The 14,261-nt window shown below is 69.2% G+C and carries 14 protein-coding genes and 1 other RNA gene; 8 read left to right on the forward strand and 7 right to left on the reverse strand.

The window, feature by feature from the left end; translation table 11 throughout:
* The first annotated feature begins 4 nt into the window (after nt 1–4).
* Nucleotides 5–1,294 carry an HNH endonuclease signature motif containing protein gene (locus tag ACEXOR_RS09570; RefSeq protein ID WP_374849371.1) on the forward strand — a complete coding sequence of 430 codons (1,290 nt, stop codon included), beginning with the start codon at nt 5–7 and terminating at the stop codon, nt 1,292–1,294.
* A 31-nt stretch (nt 1,295–1,325) separates the two neighbouring features.
* Here the strand turns inward: ACEXOR_RS09570 and ACEXOR_RS09575 are convergent, their stop codons facing one another.
* Together ACEXOR_RS09575 and ACEXOR_RS09580 are read right to left on the reverse strand one after the other, a co-directional pair.
* Nucleotides 1,326–1,853: a hypothetical protein gene (locus ACEXOR_RS09575; protein ID WP_374849372.1), complete on the reverse strand. Its 528-nt coding sequence runs from the start codon at nt 1,851–1,853 to the stop codon at nt 1,326–1,328.
* The gene (locus ACEXOR_RS09580) at nt 1,850–2,752 is read right to left on the reverse strand and encodes a helix-turn-helix domain-containing protein (RefSeq protein ID WP_374849373.1); all 903 of its coding nucleotides are present in this window, start codon (nt 2,750–2,752) and stop codon (nt 1,850–1,852) included. Before ACEXOR_RS09580 ends, ACEXOR_RS09575 begins: the two co-directional genes overlap by 4 nt.
* Nucleotides 2,753–2,948: 196 nt before the next feature.
* Between ACEXOR_RS09580 and ACEXOR_RS09585 the strand changes: the two genes are divergently transcribed.
* The 5 genes from ACEXOR_RS09585 (at nt 2,949) to ACEXOR_RS09605 (ending at nt 6,772) form a co-directional block, all read left to right on the forward strand.
* Nucleotides 2,949–3,461, forward strand: a complete 513-nt coding sequence (locus tag ACEXOR_RS09585; protein ID WP_374849374.1) for a MaoC family dehydratase — start codon at nt 2,949–2,951, stop codon at nt 3,459–3,461.
* Between the two features lie 74 nt (nt 3,462–3,535).
* Nucleotides 3,536–4,252: an alpha/beta fold hydrolase gene (locus ACEXOR_RS09590; RefSeq protein WP_374849375.1), complete on the forward strand. Its 717-nt coding sequence runs from the start codon at nt 3,536–3,538 to the stop codon at nt 4,250–4,252.
* A 62-nt stretch (nt 4,253–4,314) separates the two neighbouring features.
* Nucleotides 4,315–5,163, forward strand: coding sequence for an SDR family NAD(P)-dependent oxidoreductase (locus tag ACEXOR_RS09595; RefSeq protein ID WP_374849376.1), 849 nt, complete (start codon nt 4,315–4,317; stop codon nt 5,161–5,163).
* Nucleotides 5,164–5,172: 9 nt separating this feature from the next.
* Nucleotides 5,173–5,991 carry a Nif3-like dinuclear metal center hexameric protein gene (locus ACEXOR_RS09600; protein WP_374849377.1) on the forward strand — a complete coding sequence of 273 codons (819 nt, stop codon included), beginning with the start codon at nt 5,173–5,175 and terminating at the stop codon, nt 5,989–5,991.
* 46 nt (nt 5,992–6,037) lie between these two features.
* Entirely contained in the window at nt 6,038–6,772 is a 735-nt protein-coding gene (locus ACEXOR_RS09605; protein WP_374849379.1) for a zinc ribbon domain-containing protein, read from the forward strand.
* 11 nt (nt 6,773–6,783) lie between these two features.
* Here the strand turns inward: ACEXOR_RS09605 and rnpB are convergent.
* The 4 genes from rnpB to panB all read right to left on the reverse strand — a co-directional run bounded on the left by rnpB (nt 6,784) and on the right by panB (nt 9,047).
* An RNA gene (rnpB, locus tag ACEXOR_RS09610) (RNase P RNA component class A) lies at nt 6,784–7,149 on the reverse strand.
* A gap of 26 nt (nt 7,150–7,175) precedes the next feature.
* Nucleotides 7,176–7,955, reverse strand: a complete 780-nt coding sequence (gene ppgK / locus ACEXOR_RS09615; protein WP_374849380.1) for a polyphosphate--glucose phosphotransferase — start codon at nt 7,953–7,955, stop codon at nt 7,176–7,178.
* Complete coding sequence (locus ACEXOR_RS09620) at nt 7,952–8,140, reverse strand: SPOR domain-containing protein (RefSeq protein ID WP_374849381.1); 189 nt, start codon at nt 8,138–8,140, stop codon at nt 7,952–7,954. The genes ppgK and ACEXOR_RS09620 overlap by 4 nt, the downstream gene beginning before the upstream one ends.
* 73 nt (nt 8,141–8,213) lie before the next feature.
* Nucleotides 8,214–9,047 (reverse strand): 3-methyl-2-oxobutanoate hydroxymethyltransferase, encoded by an 834-nt coding sequence (gene panB / locus ACEXOR_RS09625; protein ID WP_374849383.1) that lies wholly within the window; start codon nt 9,045–9,047, stop codon nt 8,214–8,216.
* A gap of 88 nt (nt 9,048–9,135) precedes the next feature.
* Between panB and ACEXOR_RS09630 the strand changes: the two genes are divergently transcribed.
* Complete coding sequence (locus tag ACEXOR_RS09630) at nt 9,136–11,067, forward strand: alpha/beta hydrolase (protein ID WP_374849384.1); 1,932 nt, start codon at nt 9,136–9,138, stop codon at nt 11,065–11,067.
* Nucleotides 11,068–11,080: 13 nt separating this feature from the next.
* On the opposite strand, the gene ACEXOR_RS09635 is transcribed toward ACEXOR_RS09630, so the two are convergent.
* Complete coding sequence (locus ACEXOR_RS09635) at nt 11,081–12,817, reverse strand: NAD+ synthase (protein ID WP_374849385.1); 1,737 nt, start codon at nt 12,815–12,817, stop codon at nt 11,081–11,083.
* Between the two features lie 56 nt (nt 12,818–12,873).
* Between ACEXOR_RS09635 and ACEXOR_RS09640 the strand changes: the two genes are divergently transcribed.
* A complete protein-coding gene (locus ACEXOR_RS09640) occupies nt 12,874–14,211 on the forward strand; it encodes a glutamine synthetase family protein (RefSeq protein WP_374849386.1) in 1,338 nt (445 codons plus the stop codon).
* The last annotated feature ends 50 nt before the right edge of the window (nt 14,212–14,261 follow it).

Raw genomic sequence — 14,261 nt, forward strand, 5'->3', positions numbered from 1 at the left:
GCTCATGAAACAGTCTGTTGCTTTCACCGCCGCTTCGTCCGATCCCACCACTGGTGGGACTCGGGAGTCGATGCTGCGCGGCATCGGGGTGGATGCGGACGAGGTGGCGGTGATCCAACGTGAGCAGGCGATGTTGGACGGGCGGGCGGTGGTTCGGTTGGCGGCGGCAGCGCGGAAGGCGAACTGGGTCGCCGGGCTGCCGGGTGGGTCGTTGCAGCATGCGCGTCGGTCGTTGGTCGCGGAGGTCGCAACCACGCTGCGCATTCCGGAACGCACTGCCGGGCAGCGGATCGATGACGCGGAGATGCTGTGCGACTTCCTCCCCGCCACCCTCGAAGCGTTGGGGCGGGGTGACATCACCTACCGGCATGCGCAGGCGGTGGTGCGGCAGGCCCGAACCCTCCCCGAGAAGGTCCGCGCCGAGTTCGAAACGATCGCACTCGTGAACGCGGAGTCGCAGACCCCCACACAACTGTCCACGCATGCCCGGAACGTTCGGGAGCGGATGCACCCGGACTCGATCGATGCCCGCCACCGCGAGGCCCGGGACGAGCGGGGCGTGTGGGTGGAGAAGGAACTCGACGGGATGGCCACGCTGGTGTGTCACCTGCCCGCCGTGTCAGCACTCGCGATCGATGACACCCTTGACCAGCTCGCCCGCGGGTTGCGGGCACCCGACGAAGCCCGCACTCACGCGCAGCTCCGCGCCGACTGTCTCACCGATCTGCTTCTGGACCGGGATGGCGACACCGCCACCCGAGCCCGGGGGATCACGGCGAACATCGCCGTCACCGTTCCCGTGATGACGCTGCTGGGTCACGGCGTTGAGGCGGGGGAGTTGGCGGGGTATGGGCCGATCGACACCGACACGGCCCGCCGTCTGGTCGCGGGGGCGCCGTCGGTTCTGCGGATCCTGACCGACCCGGCCACCGGCACACGACTCACGGTCGGCCGAGAACGCTACAAAGTCCCGGCCGACCTTCGTGCGGCGGTGATCATGGATGACCAGACCTGCCGGTTCCCCGGTTGCACCCGAGACGCCGCCCGGTGCGATCTGGATCACACCGTCGATTGGGCCAACGGTGGTCACACCAGTTTGGACAACCTCGCCGCACTGTGTCGAAGGCATCACACGTTGAAACACCAAACCGACTGGCAAGTCACCGGCGGGGAGGGCCGCGCGTTGCACTGGACGTCGCCCTCGGGCGCCCGACACACCACCACGCCACCCGAACACCCACCCGCGCGCATCCCGAGACCCGCGCGACCGCTCCCAGAGCATCCGCCGTTCTAGACGGACATCTGGGAGCGCCCCGTGGCAGGAGTCACCGCTCGGAGCGAAGTGTGGCGATGACGTCCCTCACCGAGGTACCGGACGCGCGGAAGGCGGTCTGCACGGTGCGCACCGAGACGCCGAGTACCGATGCGATCTCTGAACTCGTCAGCCGGGGGTCGTCGAGCCGCTCGTAGACGATCTGCATGGCGAGCACCGCCACCCGGTCGCTGTTCGTCGCTGGGACGCCGTCGACTCCGCCCTCTACCCGCTCGGCGGCGAGCGCCGACAGCAGGCCTCTCAGAACCTGCGCCATCCGTCGCCGCTCGGGGAGGTCGTCGCGACTCGGGCCGATCTGGGCCAGATGTCGCAGCAGGGGGGTGATGACGGCGCCCAGACCGGTGGTCGTCGGAACCGATCGCGCGCTCAGCACCCGACGCTCAGCGGCGGTGAGGGCGGCGAGTTCGGGAACATCGACTGCGAGATCAGGCGAACTCGCGCCGGAAAGGACGAGCAGGTTGCCGTCGAGCGAGAGCGAGAGCGTAGGCGACGTGGCGCGCGCGGGTGCCGACACCGTCACGTCGCGCGCCCGTACTGCCTCCGCCGCCACTGCGAAGGAGTCGCGCCCTCGGCAGCCTTGAACGAGCGGATGAAATGGGTGGCGTCCAGGTAGCCGACCCTCTCGGCCACGCCCTGCACCGGCAGCTCCGTCGAGGTGAGCAGAGCGCGGGCGCGGTCAAGGCGGAGGCGTCGGATCAGCTGGCCGAGCGTCTCTCGCCGGTCCTCGAACGCCGCGTGCAGGGTGCGCACCGAGACATGCAGCTCGGCCGCGACCACAGCAGCGCTCAGCCCAGGATCGGAGATGCGTGCCATCACTGCCGCTTCGGCTTCGCGCGCCAGACCGATCCGGCCGGTGTCGTTCGCTCCGAGAGCGCCCGCCTGCTCGGCCGCCAGAAGCCGGACGAGTTCCACGATCGAACGCGACACCGCTCGCCGGCCGGCCGGTGTCAGCTCGTCGTGGTGCGCATCCGCTGTTCTGAGCAGGTCGGACAGCGCGGGCGAGTAGACCGAGTGCGGTGAGATCGCGCGTGCTGACAGCGAGTTCAGCACACCGGCCGTCGCTCCGATCGCGGCGATCGGCAGTTGCAGGATCGTGGTTCTGAACTCCTCGGGATAGACGAACTCGAACGGCCGGCTCACGTCGTAGACCACGAGCGAGCCGGCGCCCACGGCGGTCTGGCGGTCGCCCTGGTCGAGGATGAGGCGGCCGGAGTGCACGAACTGCACCTGCGCGCTCTCCGCGGCGTCCGCCGGCACGTCGTCGAGCACCGCGGTGACGGACTGCGGAACCGAGGCGATGCGCGCCATCGCGAGACCACCGAAGTCGTGGCGGGACATGCGGCGATAGGCCGGGGCATCCTCGAGCGTCGTCGCGTTCATCTGCACGAGCACGCATCGGGGGTTCGAGGGGAGCAGCACCCGACGCCTCCTCTATCGTTCTGGATCGGTCGTTCCAGATTAGGTCGCGCACGTGGGGGCTCTTCCTCGCTTTGTCGACAAATCGGCCATTTCTGCAGCGTTGCGCCAATGGCGCGCAATCGGCGCCGCTGGGGGCTCCGTGTGCCGCACAGTACTGATCGTCACCGGTACTGACTCCCGCCGAGAGGAACCCGCCATGTCCACTGACCCGACCGCCGCATCCGCACCACCCGCCTTCGATCCGCTCGACTTCGCGATCGTGCCGCCCCGCACCTTCGAGCAGCTCGAGGTGGGCGAGGTGTTCCGGGCGCCGAGCCGCACCCTCACCGACGCCCACGCGTCGGCCTTCCAGGCGGTGTCGGCCGACAACCACCCCGTGCATTACGACGCCGTGTGGGCCAAGGCGCACGGCCACAGCGCCCCCGTGGTGCACGGCCTGCAGGTGCTCGCCTTCACTGCCCCGGGCGCCACGTTGTTCCCCCATGTGATCGGCGAGGTGTTCATCGCCTTCACGGGGCTCTCCGCGTCGTTCCTCGGCGAAGTCCACGCCGGCGACACCCTCTACTCGCAGCTGCAGATCACCGCGCTCACGACGGATGGCCCGAACGGCATCGTCACCGCCTCGGCGACGGTGCACAACCAGCGCTCCGAGATCGTGCTCGAGGGCGAGCACACCTATCTGCTTCGCCGGACGCCCACTGATTCCTGACCGACTCCAGACCGTCATCGACCGATAGTTCCCGCCCCGCACATCGCGTGCCCAACCCCCGAAAGAAGACCATCATGTCGACCCAACCCACCATCGTGCTCGTCCACGGCGCCTTCGCCGACGCCGCCAGCTGGGCGCCCGTCACCCTCGAACTGCTGAACCGTGGCTACACCGTGCACGTGCCGCCGGTGTTCAACCGCAGCCTCATCGGGGATTCCGCGTACATCAAATCGTTCGTCGAGCAGATCGACGGGCCGGTCATCCTCGCCGGTCACTCCTACGGTGGTGCGGTCATCACCGTCGCCGGTGTCGCGTCGAACGTGATCGGCCTCGTCTACGTGTCGGGATATGCGCTGGATGAGGGCGAGAGCCTCGGCCAGCTGCAGGGCGGGTTCCCCGACTCGCTGCTCGCCGCCAACCTCGTGTACTCGCCGTACCCCATCGAGGGCGCCGACCCGGGAACGGATGTCTCGGTCAAGATCGATGCCTTCGAAGAGGTCTTCGCCGCCGGCGTCCCGAGCGACACCGCCCGGGTGCTGGCGGTAGGGCAGCGTCCGCTCGCGGCCGTCGCGTTCTCGGAGACGGCGCCCGTGGCGGCCTGGAAGACCAAGCCCTCCTGGGGCATCGTCTCCAGCGCCGATCACACCATCAACCCCGATGTCGAGCGCTTCGGTTACAAGCGCGCCGGCGCCCGCAAGGTCGTCGAGCTCGACGCGCCGCACCTGGTGATGCAGACCAACCCGGCCGAGGTCGCCCGGTTCATCACCGACGCCATCGACGAACTCGGCTGACCCGGCGACGGATGAGGGGGCCGCGGCGGCGGCCCCCTCGCACTCCGTGGCAGGCTGACGGCATGGGTGACCAGCGAGTCGTGGTCGTGACCGGCGCCAGTTCCGGCATCGGAGCCGTCGTCGCGGCATCCCTCGCCGAGCAGGGCGACCACGTCGTGGCGGTCGGCCGCGACATCCGGCGTACCGAGGATGTCGCTCGGCGCATCGGCGGCGAGCCGTACGTGGCCGACTTCGCGCGGCTCGACGAGGTGCGCGAGCTCGCGGAGACCCTGAGCGTGAACCACCCGACGATCGACGTGCTGCTCTCGAACGCGGGCGGGTTGGTCTCCCGTCGCGGCACCACAGTCGACGGGCACGACCTGTCGTTCCAGGTCAACCAGCTCGCGCCGTACCTGCTGATGCGTCTGCTGACTCCGTCACTCCGGGCCGCTGCGACGCAGAACGGGGTGGCGACCGTGGTGGCGACGGCGAGCGCGGCGAACCGTTGGGGGCGCATCCGGCTCGACGACCTCGAGGGGCGCCGGCGCCCGTGGCTCGGTGGCTGGCGGGCCTACGGCACGGCCAAGCTCGCCGTGGTGCTGACCGCGCGCGAACTCGCACGGCGCGAGGGCGACCACGGTATCGGGTCGTTCAGCGTGCATCCGGGCGCCGTCGTCACCTCGTTCGGTTCCGGATCCGCTCTGATCCGGCTCGGTACCGCCCTCACCGGCGGGCGCTGGGGCACCACGCCCGACGCCGGAGCGGCGCCGCTGTTCGCGCTCGCCTCGGGCGGGCCGGTGCCGGCACCCAACGGAACGTACTTCGACGGCCTCCGCGCGGGCGGCCGCACCGCAGGCCAGGCGGATGACGCTGCACTCGCCGCCGAGCTCTGGCGGCGGTCGGCCGAGATGACCGGGCTACCCGCCCAGTAGTCTGGTGGGGTGCCGACAACGCTTGCCGATCTGAACGCCGCCGTCGAGCGGCTGTGGCCCACGGAGTTCGCCGAGGGCTGGGATGCTCCCGGCGTGATCAGCGGTGCACCGCAGGATGAGATCTCCCGAGTGCTGCTCGCGGTCGATGCGGTGGGTGTGACCGTCGACGAGGCGATCGACTCCGCATCCGACGCCCTGCTCGTGCACCACCCGCTGCTCCTGCGCGGCGTGACCTCGGTGGCCGAGACCGGGTACAAGGGTGGGCTGCTCGCGCGGCTCATCCGCGCCCGATGCGCCTTGATCGCCGCGCACACGAACGCCGACATCGTCGACGACGGCACCTCGGCGGTGATCGCCGCGAAACTCGGCCTCGTCGACCTTCGGCCCCTCGAGCCCGGCGTCCGCGAGGGCACGGGGCTCGGCCGGGTGGGACGGCTTCCCGAACCCACCACCCTGGGCCGACTGGCCCTGGCGCTCGGTGAGATCCTGCCGGCCACGGCCTCGGGCATTCGGGTCGCGGGGGAGTACGACCAGCAGGTGTCGACCGTGTCCCTCTGCGGCGGCGCGGGTGACTCGCTGCTCGCGAACCCGCTCGTGCGGGCATCCGACGTCTACATCACCTCCGATCTGCGGCACCACCCCGCTTCGGAATCGCGCGAGCAGTCGTTGCTCGGCCAGGGCCCGGCCCTCGTCGACGTCTCGCACTGGGCCAGCGAGTGGCTCTGGCTCGAGACGGCCGCCGCCCAGCTCTCCGACGCTCTTCCCGGCGTCGAGTTCGCTGTGAGCGAACTCCGCACAGACCCGTGGGAATTCGTGGTGACGCAGTGATCGCTGCCACCGCCGTTCCCCTCCGACCGATCATGAAGGACTCCCGATGAAGGCTCCGGCACCCGAACAGCGCAAGCTCCTCGACCTCAAGGCCGCCGACGACCGGGTGGCCCAGCTGCAGCACTCGCTGCGCACGCTGCCGCAGGAGGCGCGGCTCGCCGAGTTGCAGCGCGACTCCGCCGCCGCTCGCAAGGAGTACGCCGGCGTCATGGGCGAGCTCGACGACGCGAAGACCGAGATCGCGCGGGTCGAGGGCGACATCCACACGGTGGCCGCCCGCGAGAAGCGCGACAACGAGCGCCTGCAGGCGACCGCCTCCACGAAAGACATCCAGGGCCTGGAACGCGAGCTCGAATCGCTCCGGGTGCGCCGGCTCACGCTCGAAGACACCGAGCTCGAGGTGATGGAGCGCGTCGAGGAGATCGAGCACCGGCTCGCCGCCATCACGGCCCGCCGCGACGACATCGCCACCGAGGAGCGACTGCTGGCCGCCTCGCGCGACGAGCAGAAGCAGCGCATCACCACGCAGCTCGAGATCGCCGTCTCGGAGCGCTCGGCCATCGCCGACGGGATCGTGCCCGAACTGCTCGCGCTCTACGACAAGCTGCGCGCCCGCTACGGCGTCGGTGCGGCCCTGCTGCAGCGCCGCGTGTCGCTGGGCAGCAACGTCGAACTCACCGGCACCGACCTCGCCGTCATCCGGGCCGCCGCGGAGGACGACGTCGTGCTCGACCCCGAGAGCACCTGCATCCTGGTGCGCACCGAGGAGTCTGGGCTGTAACGATCCGGTGGGTGAATGGGCCGGCGATACGCCGGGTTCTGTAGGGAGCACGCTCCCTGACGGCCATCTATCTAGGAGCTGCGTCACCGCAGCCCTCGAGCGGTCTACCCGGAAGCTCCGCGAGCAGCCTCAACGCTTCCTGTCTGACCTTGCTCCGGGCGAGGTTTACCGAGCCGACTGCGTCACCGCAGCCTCTGGTGGTCTCTTACACCACCGTTTCACCCTTACCGCGGGCCGGAGCCCGTGGCGGTCTGTTCTCTGTGGCACTGTCTCGCGGGTTGCCCCGGGTGGGTGTTACCCACCGCCCTGCTCTGTGGAGCCCGGACGTTCCTCGGCGCCGGGCCGGAGCCCGACGACGCGACCGTCTGCCGGCCCATTCACCTGAGGAAGTCTAGTTCACCCGCTACTCGAGGAAGGTCGTCTTCATCGTCGACAGGCACGCCGCACCCAGGATGCCCGCGTTGTTCCGCAGGGTCGCCGGCACGATGGGGGTGTCGAGCGAGAGCAGGGGCAGGAACTCCTCGTGATGCTTCGACACACCGCCGCCCACGATGAACAGGTCGGGTGAGAAGAGCGCCTCGAGGCGGTCGTAGTACACCTGCAGGCGCTCGGCCCACTTCTTCCAGCTGAGGTCTTCGCGCTCCTTGGCGGAGTAGGCGGCCTTCGTCTCGTAGTCGACGCCGCCGATCTCGAGGTGACCGAGCTCGGCATTGGGGGTGAGCACGCCGTTGTAGATGAGCGCCGTGCCGATGCCCGTGCCGAGGGTGGTGAGGATGATCAGTCCCGACTTGCCCTTGGCTGCGCCGTAGCGCACCTCGGCGAAACCGGCCGCATCCGCGTCGTTCACGAACGTGATGTCGCGCCCGAGGGTCGATTCGAAGAGCTTCTCGGCCTCGAAGCCGATCCACTTCTTCGACACGTTCGCCGCCGACATGGTCACCCCGTGCCGCACGACCGCCGGGAAGCAGATGCCCACATTCGCGGTGGCCGGGATGTCGCCGAGAGACTCCATCAGATCGGTGACGGTCTTGGCGATGTCGTCGGGCTTGCCGCCCTCGGGGGTTGCGAGCTTCTTGCGATCCGTGAGCAGCTCACCGGTCGTGACGTTCACGATGGCGCCCTTGATGCCCGTGCCGCCGATGTCGATGCCGACGGCGACGGTGTCGGGAGTGTTGGCCGTCACCGGTTGTCGTTCGCGTCGTCTTCGGCCCACTTGGCGCTGTTCGCCCGCAGGGTCTCGAGCGCGTGCTCGGCCTCTTCGTGGGTGGCGAACGGCCCCACGCGGTCGACCACCGACGAGACGTAGCCCTTCTCGACCTCGCCGGTCTTCATGTTGTACCAGTACTGCGTCGACGGGTCGTCGCTCATCGATGTCCTCCGTGGTGTGGGGCCGGTTGTGTACGGCCGTCGTGGGGGTGTGGTCGGTCGAGATGTGGGGGCGCTAGTCGTAGCTGTGCTCGGGCCCAGGGTAGCTGCCCTCGGCCACGTCGCCGCGGAACGCGGTGACGGCATCCGTCAGCGCGCCGCGGAGATCCGCGTACTGCTTGACGAACTTCGGGATGCGCCCGGTCGAGAACCCGGCGAAATCGGTCCACACGAGGAGCTGGCCGTCGACGTGCGGCCCGGCGCCCACCCCGATGGTGGGGATGCGCAGCCGCTCGGTCACGTGGCGAGCCGCCTCGGCCGGAACCATCTCGAGCACCACTGCGAAGGCTCCGGCCTCCTCGACGGCGAGCGCGTCGGCGATGAGGGCCGCCTCGCCCTCGCCTCGCCCCTGGATGATGTGCCCGCCCAGCTGGTGCTCGCTCTGCGGGGTGAAGCCGATGTGCGCCATCACGGGGATGCCGGCGTCGACGATGCGGCGGATCTTGTCTGCGCTGCGCACTCCGCCCTCCAGCTTCACGGCGTGCGCCCGGGACTCCTTCATGAACCGCACCGCGGTGTGCAGGGCCTCTTCGGCGCTGTTCTCATAGGAGCCGAACGGCATGTCGGCCACCACGAACGCACGGGTGACGGCACCCGCCACGCCCCGCGCCAACGGGATGAGTTCGTCGACCGTCACCGGGACGGTGGTGTCGTAGCCGAGCACGTTGTTGCCGGCCGAGTCGCCCACGAGGAGGAAGTCGATGCCCGCCTCGTCGAAGATCTGCGCCGAGAGCATGTCGTAGCTGGTGAGACCGGTGATGCGGATGCCCGAGTCCTTCGCGTTCTGGAAGTGACGGGTGCGCACCCGCTTCGACACGGGCCTGTCTGACGGCGTCGTCTGCTCTGGCATGTCATCAGTCTAGTTCGGGGCACCCATGCGTTAGGTTGAGGGTCACGTAACCCGAATGCGTGATTTTGTACCTGGTCGAGAGGGAGACGTGGGCCGTCGAATCAGTGTGCCGATCGCGGCGGGAGCGATCATCGCCGCTCTCCTCACCTCCGGTCTTCTCGCGGGGGCTACCCCCGCGAACGCCGCCACCCTCGCCGAGCGCAGCTGCGAGGACGGGCTGCCCGACCGGGCAGTGTGCGGCACCCTCCAGGTTCCCGAGACACGCGGCGCCGAGCAGAGCCGCACGATCGATCTGCCGTACGTGGTCATCCCCGCGTCCACCCAGCCGGCAACCGGCACGCCCGTGGTCACCATGGCGGGCGGGCCCGGCCGCAGCTCCACCGAGCTCGCCGAGGCCCTGGCGGCCGATCCGCGGATCGGCTCGACGCGCGACGTGATCTCGCTGACCCAGCGCGGCAGTGTCGACTCCAGCGCATCCCTGGACTGCCCGGCGGCGTCGTCGGCGTTCATCGACACGTTCACCGAGGACACCTCACCCGCCGGCGAGATGGTGGATGTGAGCGCGAAGCTCAAGGAGTGCCTGAAGGCGTTCACCGATGCCGGAGGCAACCCCGCGGCGTACACGAAGGCCGACACGGCCGCCGACGTCGTCGACCTGCGCAACGTGCTGGCCTACCCGACGTGGACGCTGCTCGGCGACACCTGGTCGGCCAAGGTGATGCAGACCGTCGCGGCCGTCGATCAGCCCGGGGTCGACGCTGTGGTGCTGAACGGCTTCTCGCCGATCGACCGCGACATCAAGGGCGACGCGTACGCCGCGGTCACCGCCTCGCTCGACGCCGTGGCCTCGCACAGCGACGGGCGGTACACCGACCTCAACGCGAAGCTCACCGAGGCCGCGGCCGTGTTCAGCGACGACCCCGTGCACGGCCTGCTGACCAACCCGTTCACGGGCCGACAGCGCTATTACTCCCTCACGGGCTCCGACGTGGTGACCCTCGTGCAGCAGGCGCTGTACGACCCGGCCACCGCCTCGGCGGTGCCCTACCTGCTGGAGCGGCTCGCCGACGGCGACACCGACGCACTCAGCCCCTTCATCGATCCGGTGCTGCAGCAGATGTCGGAGACCAGCCTCGGCCAGTACTGGCTCGAGGCGTGCCGCGACGAGCAGCCCTTCTGGTCGCCCGACCCCACGACCCCGGCCGCCGAGGGTTCGGGCGCCGAGCCGACACCACTGCCGGTGCTCACCTATTTCACCGCGACCGATCAGGTCTGTGCCGCCGCGGGGCTGCCCCCGGCCTCACCCGAGACGCGAACCGTGACCCCGCTCGGCCAGCCCGCGCTGATCTTCGGCAGCGACACCGACTCGCTGGTGCCCCTGCCGGTGGTTCAGAGCGGAACCGTGTCGTTCCCGAACAGCCAGGTGGTGACGCTGCAGGGTGCCGGACGCGCCGGCGTCACCGCTGATCCGTGCGGCATGGATCAGCTCGCGACCTGGCTGGCTGCCCCCGGCACGCCCGTCGAGACCACCTGCACCGACCTCGCCGCCGAGTACCCCGCCATCCCGGGTGACGAGGTGCATCCCACCACGAGGTTCGACTCGGTGGTGACGGCGGTCGAGCTGCGTGAGTGGTTCCCACTCACCATCCCGCTCATCTTCGCCGGGTTCGCCGGATTGTGGCTGCTGGGCTGGCTCATCGCCGTGCTCGTGCAGGGCATCCGCCGCGAGCCGCTCGCGCTCCTCATCGCCAGCGGGATCGCGCCGGTGACGGGGGTCGCCTTCCTCGCCTCCGTGTGGGTGACCGTGAGTTCGGCCCTGGCCACGAATCCGGCGTTCACCCTGCTGGGTGTGCCGTCGATCACGCCGTGGCTGGGCATTCTGCTCGGCGTGGGGTTCCTTGCCATCATCCCGGTCTGGCGCCTCGGCGGGCGGGCGACGTCGACGCTCGCCGCCGCCGCCACCCTCGTGTGGCTGGCGATGATCGTCTGGTACGTCTGGGTCGCGGTGCTGCCGAGCTGAGCCCGGCGACGGGCTAGAGGCTCGGTCGGTACGTGATCGGCAGCCGGCGGTCGCGACCGAACGCCGTGCGCGAGATCTTCGGGCCGATGGCGCTCTGCCGGCGCTTCCACTCGGCGCGGTCGACGAGTTGGGTGATGCGCGCCACGGTGGCGTGCTCGAAGCCCAGCGCCACGATGTCATCGATGCTCAGGCCGCCGTTGATGTAGGCCTCGAGGATGGCATCGAGCACGTCGTAGTCGGGCAGCGAGTCCTGATCGGTCTGATCGGGTCGAAGCTCCGCCGACGGCGGCTTCGAGATGGAGTTCTCGGGAATCGGCGGGGTCTCGCCGCGACTCTCGGCGAAGGCGTTGCGCCAGCGCGCCAGTTCCCAGACGAGCATCTTCGGCACGTCTTTCAGAGGCCCGAACCCGCCAACCGAGTCGCCGTAGATGGTGGAGTACCCCACCGCCAACTCGCTCTTGTTGCCGGTGGTGAGCACCAGGTGGCCTTCCTGGTTCGACAGGCCCATCAGGATGACGCCCCGCGCACGGGCCTGCAGGTTCTCGGCGGCGACATCCGTGAGGCCGAGCTGGGTCTCGAACGGGATGACCAGGTCGGCGATCGCCTCGGTGCGGAAGTGCAGCCCGATGCGTTCGGCGAGGTCGTCGGCGTCTGAGCGGGAGTGGTCGGAGGAGTAACGCGAGGGCATCGACACACCGAACACGCGGTCGGCGCCGATGGCGTCGGCGGCGATGGCCGCGCAGACGGCTGAATCGATGCCGCCCGAGAGCCCCAGGATGACCGAGGGGAACCGGTTCTTCTCCACGTAGTCCCTCAAGGAGAGCGCCAGCGCGTTCCAGATCTGCTCACGGTCGTCGGGCAGCTCGGCGATGTCGGCGGGGATGGGCCGCTTCTCGGCCTCATCGGTGCCGGGGGAGAGCTCGATTCGACGCACGTCGTCGGGCAGCTGGGCGTGCGTGGCGGCCTCGGGCTCCAGGTCGACCACCAGCAGGTGCTCGCGGAACTGCGGGGCGCGGGCCAGGATGGCGCCGTCCCGGTCGACCACCACGCTGTCGCCGTCGAAGACCAGGTCGTCCTGGCCGCCCACCAGGTTCACGTAGGCCACGATGGTGTCGGTCTCGGTGGCCCGACGAGTGACCAGCGGCAGCCGAACCTCGTCTTTGTCGCGCTCGTAGGGCGAGCCGTTGATCACCACGAGGAGCCCCGCATCCGCGTGCAGCACCCGGCTCACCGGGCCACCGTCGCGCCAGAGGTCTTCGCAGATGAGCAGCGCCACATCGACGCCCTTCATGCGGATGACGAGCAGCTCGTCACCCGGGATGAAGATGCGGTACTCGTCGAACACGGAGTAGTTGGGGAGGTGGTGCTTCGCGTACCGGGCCACCACTCGGCCGCCCTGCAGCACGCTCGCGGCGTTCTGCGCGATGGCGGTGGGGGCGTTGCTCGTGCCGAGGAGGCGGGGCTCGAACGGGCCGTCGGGGTGGCCGACGATCACGGGCAGGTCGCCGAGACCCGCGGCCTCAAGCTCTTTGGCGAGGTGCCGCACGCGTTCGTGAGCCGCGCCGAGGAAACTCGGCCGCATCGCGAGGTCTTCGATCGGGTAGCCGGAGATGGCCATCTCGCCGAACGCGACCAGGTCGGCACCGGCCGCCGCCGCCTCTCTCGCCACCCGCACGATCTCTCGGGAGTTGCCCTCGAGATCTCCCAGAACGGGGTTGGTCTGGGCCAGCGCTAAGCGAAGTCTCGGCATAGCCACTAGCCTAATAGGGGCATGGGACTGTGCCGGAGAGAGGGTCTGTTCGCCAGATGGATAAGCAGCGGGACTTCGTTCTTCGTACGATCGAGGAGCGGGGCATCAAGTTCGTTCGGCTCTGGTTCACAGACGTCGTGGGCACCCTGAAATCCGTCGCCATCGCGCCCGCCGAGGTGGAGGGCGCGTTCGCCGAGGGGCTCGGTTTCGACGGTTCTGCCATCGAGGGCCTGACCCGGTCGTTCGAGGCCGACGTGCTCGCGCATCCCGACCCCACCACCTTCCAGATCCTTCCGTGGCGGGGTGAGATCGACCCCACCGCCCGCATGTTCTGCGACATCACGACGCCCGACGGTCAGCCCGCGGTCGCCGATCCGCGCAACGTCCTGAAGCGCACCCTCGCGAAGGCGGCCGATCGCGGGTTCACGTTCTACACGCATCCGGAGATCGAGTTCTATCTGCTGAAGTCGTCGCAGTACGGGCCCGACGGCCCCGAACCGGTCGACTCGGCCGGGTACTTCGACAACGTGCCCGGTGGCACGGCGCACGATTTCCGTCGCCGCTCGGTGCGCATGCTCGAAGACCTCGGCATCTCGGTGGAGTTCAGCCACCACGAGGCCGGCCCCGGTCAGAACGAGATCGACCTGCGGTACGCGGATGCGCTGACCACCGCGGACAACATCATGACCTTCCGCACCGTCATCAAAGAGGTGGCGATCGAGCAGGGCGTCTACGCGACGTTCATGCCGAAGCCGCTCAGCGGGCATCCGGGATCGGGCATGCACACTCACCTGTCGCTGTTCGAGGGTGACTCGAACGCGTTCTACGAGCAGGGTGCCGAGTACCAGCTGTCGAAGATCGGCCGCAACTTCATCGCCGGTCTGCTCAGGCATGCTCCCGAGATCACGGCGGTCACGAACCAGTTCGTGAACTCCTACAAGCGGCTCTGGGGCGGCGACGAGGCTCCCAGCTTCGTCTGCTGGGGCCACAACAACCGGTCGGCGCTCGTGCGGGTTCCGCTGTACAAGCCCAACAAGGGCCAGTCGTCGCGCATCGAGTACCGCGCCATCGACTCGGCAGCGAACCCCTACCTGTCGTACTCGCTGCTGCTGGCCGCCGGCCTCAAGGGCATCGAGGAGAACTACGAGCTGCCGCCCGAGGCGGAGGACAACGTGTGGAGCCTCACCGACGCCGAGCGTCGTGCGCTGGGGTACGACGCGCTGCCGGCCTCGCTCGACCGCGCGATCAGCCTCATGGAGGACTCCGAGCTCGTGGCCGAGACCCTCGGCGAGCAGGTGTTCAACTACGTGCTGTTGAACAAGCGCCAGGAGTGGAAGGCCTACCGCGCCCAGGTCACCCCGTACGAGCTGAAGTCGAACCTCGAGATCCTCTGATCGAGGGCCCGGCCCGAGCGGCCGGGCCGCCCCGACTTCTCGCCGCTGAC

The organism is Herbiconiux liangxiaofengii, assembly GCF_041927335.1.
Lineage (GTDB): Bacteria > Actinomycetota > Actinomycetes > Actinomycetales > Microbacteriaceae > Herbiconiux > Herbiconiux liangxiaofengii.

What these genes read in the sequence shown, in the direction of transcription:
- ACEXOR_RS09590 (WP_374849375.1), top strand. Translation starts at nt 3,536, where the DNA reads ATGTCGACCCAACCCACCATCGTGCTCGTCCACGGCGCCTTCGCCGAC.
- panB (WP_374849383.1), bottom strand. Translation starts at nt 9,047, where the DNA reads ATGCCAGAGCAGACGACGCCGTCAGACAGGCCCGTGTCGAAGCGGGTG.
- ACEXOR_RS09570 (WP_374849371.1), top strand. Translation starts at nt 5, where the DNA reads ATGAAACAGTCTGTTGCTTTCACCGCCGCTTCGTCCGATCCCACCACT.
- ACEXOR_RS09640 (WP_374849386.1), top strand. Translation starts at nt 12,874, where the DNA reads ATGGATAAGCAGCGGGACTTCGTTCTTCGTACGATCGAGGAGCGGGGC.
- ACEXOR_RS09595 (WP_374849376.1), top strand. Translation starts at nt 4,315, where the DNA reads ATGGGTGACCAGCGAGTCGTGGTCGTGACCGGCGCCAGTTCCGGCATC.
- ACEXOR_RS09585 (WP_374849374.1), top strand. Translation starts at nt 2,949, where the DNA reads ATGTCCACTGACCCGACCGCCGCATCCGCACCACCCGCCTTCGATCCG.
- ACEXOR_RS09620 (WP_374849381.1), bottom strand. Translation starts at nt 8,140, where the DNA reads ATGAGCGACGACCCGTCGACGCAGTACTGGTACAACATGAAGACCGGC.
- ACEXOR_RS09605 (WP_374849379.1), top strand. Translation starts at nt 6,038, where the DNA reads ATGAAGGCTCCGGCACCCGAACAGCGCAAGCTCCTCGACCTCAAGGCC.
- ACEXOR_RS09635 (WP_374849385.1), bottom strand. Translation starts at nt 12,817, where the DNA reads ATGCCGAGACTTCGCTTAGCGCTGGCCCAGACCAACCCCGTTCTGGGA.